General features: G+C 72.2%; 1 protein-coding gene and 1 pseudogene. Both read left to right on the top strand.

Annotated features, from left to right (window positions below; genetic code table 11):
• Nucleotides 1-26 precede the first annotated feature (26 nt).
• Nucleotides 27-71, top strand: a pseudogene (locus tag ABD333_RS47810) (hypothetical protein); the annotation flags it as partial.
• Nucleotides 72-80: 9 nt separating this feature from the next.
• The coding region (locus tag ABD333_RS47215) for an acyltransferase domain-containing protein (RefSeq protein WP_344549476.1) at nucleotides 81-5751 on the top strand (5671 nt) is incomplete at its 3' end.

Raw genomic sequence — 5751 nt, 5'->3', positions numbered from 1 at the left:
CGTATGTGGGGTTCAGTCAGGCGTCGATGTTGTCGCCGACGGGCCGGTGCCGGGCGTTTTCGGCGGATGCCGATGGGTTCGTGCGCGCCGAGGGCGGCGGGGTGGTGGTGCTCAAGCGCCTCACCGACGCTCTGGCCGACGGTGATCGGGTGCACGGGGTGATCGTGGGCGCGGCCACCAACAACGACGGCCGCACGATGGGGCTGGCGCTGCCCAACGCCGACGCCCAGGAGGCTTTGCTGCGGCGCGTGTACACCCAGACGCAGGTGAGTGCCGATGAGGTGGTGTACGTCGAGGCGCACGGAACCGGCACGATGGCCGGTGACCCGGCCGAGTGCCGGGCGCTGGGCCGGGCGCTGGGTACTGCCCGTACCCGTGGCCCGTTGCCGATCGGCTCGGTGAAGTCCAACCTGGGACACCTGGAACCCGCCTCGGGCATGGCCGGATTGCTCAAGGCGCTGCTGGTGCTACGGCACCGGATCATCCCCGCCACCCTGCACGCCGACGACCTCAACCCCGACATCGACTTCGACACCCTGGGCCTGACCGTCACCACGCGCGCCCGGCCAGTGGAACCGGTCAGCGAACGGCCGGTCGTGGGAATCAACTCATTCGGCTTCGGCGGCGCCAACGTCCACATCGCACTAGCCGCCCCACCCTCCGAGACGGCCCACCATGCGACGCCCGCCCCGGAGACGCCCGACCAGGAGATGACCGACCGGCAGACGGCGGTAACCGGTGCGGTGTCGGGCCTTCCGGTGGTGGTCTCCGCGCACAGCCCGGCGGCCCTGCAACGGGCGGTCGAGCTCACTGCCGATCACCTGGAATCGCTACCCGAAGAGGCCTTCTACGACGTCGCCTACACCGCCGGCCGGCGGCGGGGCCTGCGTCGTCATCGCACGGTGGTCCTGGCTCCCTCGGCAGCGTCGGCGGGTCGGGCACTGCGGCGGCTGACCGAGGAGCCGTCGGAGGACGGGCTGCGGCGCGAGGGCAAGGACCGGACGTCCAGACTCGTTCTGCCCGTACTGAAGGACGAGGACGGCCTCACCGCGGCGGCGACGGCCGAGGCGGTGGAGCACGGCCGGGTCGCTCTGGTGTTCTCCGGGAACGGTTCGCAGTGGCCGGGGATGGGTGCCGACCTGTTGGCTGGGGACGCGGTGTTCGGTTCGGCGGTGGAGGCCGTGGACGCGGAGCTGGCTGCGCTGCTGGGTTGGTCGGTGGCGGCTGAGCTGGCGCTGCCGCCGCGGCGGTGGCGGCTGTCGGCGACCGAGGTGGCGCAGCCGCTGTTGTTCGCCGTCCAGGTCGGCCTGCTGGAGGTGCTGCGGGCCGCGGGCGTTCGCGCCTGCGCCGTGGTGGGGCACAGCGTCGGCGAGGTCGCCGCCGCCTACGCCGCGGGCGCGTTGACCCTGGCGCAGGCGGCGCGGGTGATCGCCGAACGCGGGCGAGCCCAGGCGGTGACCCAGGGCCAGGGACGAATGGCCGCCGTCGGGCTGCCCCAAGACCAGGCCCGGCCGATCCTGGAGGCCTACCCGGGCCTGGAGATAGCGGCGGTCAACACCGACCGAGACGTCACGATCGCGGGCCCGGCGAAATCGCTGAAGCTGCTCGCCCAGGAGATGGCCCGGCGTGAGGTGTACTACCGCGAACTGGAGGTCGACTACCCCTTCCACAGCGCCGCCATGGACCCGATCCAGGACCGGCTGAGCGAGCGGCTGGCCGACCTGGCACCGGCGCCGACACAGATTCCGCTGCTGTCCACCGTGACCGGCGGCCCCGTGCACGGAACGGACCTGAACGCCGACTACTGGTGGTGCAACGTACGCGAGCCGGTGCGGTTCGCCGCGGCCGTCGGGCAGGCGATCGCCCAGGGCGCCGACGTACTGGTGGAGGTCGGCCCGCACCCGGTACTGCGGTCCTATCTGCGCCGCATCAGCAACACCACCAAGACCCGCACCGCCGTCGTTCCCACGCTGCTGAACGGAGGACGTGGCCCGGCGAACGTCCGCGACGCGGTGGCGCACCTGATCGCAGCCGGGACACAACTGGAATGGGATCGGTTCTTCCCGCGGCCGGGCGCCGTACAGACCCTGCCCGCCTACCCCTGGCAGCGCGAACGGCACTGGATCGGCCGGCCGGAATCCTGGGCGCCCAGGATCGGCGACGCCACGATCCAGCATCCGCTGCTGGGCGAGCGGCTTCCGACACTGCAGCCCACCTGGCACGCGGAGGTCACCCCGGCACGACTGCCCTGGGCAAAAGACCACCAGGTCACCGGGACCCCGATCATGCCCGCCGCGGGCTTTGTGGAGATGGCCATCGCGGCCGGGCGCCTGGCCTTTCCCGAGGCCGCCGAAGCGGTGGAGGCCGACCGGATCGACATCGGCCGCGCGCTGTCGATGGCCGCCGATGCGGAACCACCGTACGTCCAGACGACGCTGTCGCCGGAAACCGGCGTGGTCACCATCGCCAGCGCCGACAGCCGCAACGCCGAACCCATGGAGAACGCGCGAGCGCGGGTACGGCCTCTGCTGCGCCAGACTCCGCCGCCGCTGGACATCGCCGCGCTACGCGACCGTATCCGCACACCCGTCGACGTGGCCGACTTCTACTCGCGAGCGGCCGAAGGCGGTATCGGCTGGGGTCCGGCGTTCCAGGTCCTGACCGGTCTCTGGAGCGACGACGGCGATGAGGTCCTAGGCGCCTACTCCTGTCCCGCCCAAGCCGACGGTGGCTACCAGGCGCATCCGGTGATTCTGGACAGCGCGCTGCAGGCCGGGGTGTACTGGCTGGTCGAGGAGCTGCGCTCGGGAAACGGCTACCTGCCCGCGACGATCGACGCGGCCCGGTTGTGGGGAACGCTTGCTCCGGAGGGCGTGGTGCACGTACGGCGGCGTCCCCGCATCGTCACCGGCGAGGTCTGCTGGGACATCACCATCGCCGACGCCGACGGCCGCGTCGCCGCGCAAGTGACGGGCTGCCGCCTGCGCCGAACGTCCATCAGCACCATCGCGCGCCTGACCCGGTACGCGATGGAACTGCGCGCCGCGCCCCGGACCGACAAACCCGCCCCCAAGCGAATGCCGAACGACCGCGCCCAGCCGGACGACCCCGGCCAGCCGGACGATCACGCCCGACCTGACGATCGCGCCCGGTCGGACCATCGCGGCCAGCCGGACGACCGCGCCCGGTCTGACGATCGTGCCTGGCCCGACGATCGTGCCTGGCCTGACGATCGCGGCCGGTCTGACGATCGTGGCGGCGTGGAGACCCGGCAGGTGCTGGCCGACGCGGCCGCCGACATCGACAGGCTCCGGTCGGCATGGCGCGAGCTGGACTACCCGTCGTACGCGGAACGGCTGGAAACGACGTTCGCGCACGCGCTCGCGACAGCCCTCGCCGAACTCACCGCCGACCACACCGAAGCGCGCGCCCTGGAAGACCTGGTGCGCGTGGCCGAAAAGCCGCACCACCGGAGGATGCTGCGCCTGGCCCTGCCGCTTCTGGAACGGCACGGCCTGCTGGAGCGACCGGACGAGCACCACGCGCGCCTGGCGTCCCACGTCGCGGGAGCCTCAGGCGCCGCGCGGCTGCAGCGGCTGCATGCCGAGCTGCTCGAAAGCGGAGGAGCTTTCATCGCGCAGACCGCACTGGCGGTGCGGGCCGGCCGTTGCCTGCCCGGACTGCTGCGCGGTGAGTGCTCCGAAGCGGACGTGCTGACCGGCGGCGGGGGCATGGAGCTGCTGGAACAGGTCCACGACGTCGGGCCGGCCGCCCTGTTCGCCAACCGGATCGCCCGAGCGCTCGTCGAGCAGATCGTCCGGCGCTGGCCGGACGACCGGCCGTTGCGCGTCCTGGAGGTCGGCGCCGGAACGGGCGGCACCACCGCCGCATTGCTCCCCGCCCTCCCTCCCGATCGCACCCGCTACACCGTCACCGACCGGAACGAGACCTCGGTGATGCGGCTACGGCAACGCTTCAGCGCCTACGACTTCGCCGACCACGCCGTCCTGGACTTCGACCGCGACCCCGCCGAGCAGGGATACGCCCTCGGCGACTTCGACCTGGTGGTTGCGGCGGGGGCGTTGCACCTGGCCACAGACCTCAGAGCCGCCCTCGGCCGCATCTTCGCGCTCCTGGCCCCGGGTGGCCTTCTGCTGGTCAGAGAACCACACCGCGCGGAACGGGAGCTCTGCGTCGCCGGAATGCTGGAGGAGTTCTGGAGCTGCGCCGACGACGAGCTTCGTCCGCACTCCCCGCTGCTGGAGGCCCACCAGTGGCCGCCCGTCCTGGCCGAGGCCGGGTTCACCCAGATCGTCCAGCCCGACCTTGAGCCCGCGTTCTGCGACTTCTCAGTGATGCTCGCGACCGCCGCAGGAGCTCCGGCGACCACCACCGACCAGCCCCAGCCCGCCACCGCCGCCGAGCAGGCTACCGCCGAGCAGCACGCCGTCGAGCGGGCCGCCGCCGAGCAGGCCACCGCCGACGAGGACGTTGCCGAGCAGATCGGCGTTTGGGTCATCGCCGGTGAGGAGGGCTCGGCCGAGCTCACCGACGCACTGCAGACCCTGATGCGAGAAGGCGGCGGCGAGGTCACGCAGACCCGGCTCCACGACGACGCCGATCGCTGGTACGACCTCATCCCCGCCGGCACCGAGGCGTTCACGCTCGCGATCGTTCTCGGCGGTCCCGAGACGGGCGACGGCGCCGATCCGGACGCGGACACCGTCGTCGAACAGATCACCCGCCGCGCCGCGGCGCTCGGTGCCTTCGCGGCGGCCTGCCAGCGGCTGCCCGAGCCCCCGCGGCTCTCCCTGTGGCTGGTGGCCCGCCCGTGCGGAGCGCTCTCGGAACCCGGCGCCGACGCCACGGCGATGCATCCGGAAGACGCCGCCACCTGGGGAACCACGCGTACGCTGGCCAACGAGCACCCGCACATCAAGGTACGGCGGGTATGCCTGCACCCGAGCGGTGACGCCGTTCACGACGCCCGCCGGCTGGCAGCCGAGTTCCTGGACGCGGGCGACGAGGACGAACTGCTGTTGACGCGCCAAGGCCGGTTCGTCCCGCGTCTGGTCGAGGCCGGCGAGCACACCGTCCGCACGCCGATCGGCCCGGCGACCGCCTTCGAGTTGCGGATCCCCGAGCCGGGTCTGTCCTTCATCCCGGCCTGGCGGCAGACCACGCCGCCCGTCCCGGGACCGGACCAGGTGACGATCGACGTACGGGCGGTCGGCCTGAACTTCCGCGACCTGATGTTCGCCGTCAACCTGCTGCCCAGCCAGGCCATCGAGAACGTCATCGGCGGTCACGAACTCGGCATGGAAGCCGCCGGGATCATCACCGCCACCGGCTCCGACGTCACCGGATTCCGCCCCGGCGACAGGGTTATGACGTTCGCGCCGACCGGCGTCACCACCCACGCGGTGGCCGACGCGAGATTCGTCGCGGGCATGCCCGACGAGATGACCTTCACCGAGGCCGCCACCGTCCCGATGACGTTCGCCACCGTGATGCACTCGCTGGGCACCTGCGCGCAGCTCAAGGCCGGCGAGACGGTCCTGGTGCACGGCGGCGCCGGCGGCGTCGGGCTGGCCGCCCTGCGATTCGCGCGAGCCCGCGGCGCCCGCGTGATCGCGACGGCCGGTACCCCGCTCAGGCGTGACCTGCTGCGCGCGTGGGGTGCGGACCACGTGCTCGACTCACGGAGCCTGCACTTCGCCGAGCAGATCAAGGACCTGACCGGCGGGCACG

The organism is Actinomadura fulvescens, assembly GCF_039533225.1.
Lineage (GTDB): Bacteria > Actinomycetota > Actinomycetes > Streptosporangiales > Streptosporangiaceae > Spirillospora > Spirillospora fulvescens.
This window is presented reverse-complemented; position numbering and strand designations above follow the sequence as displayed.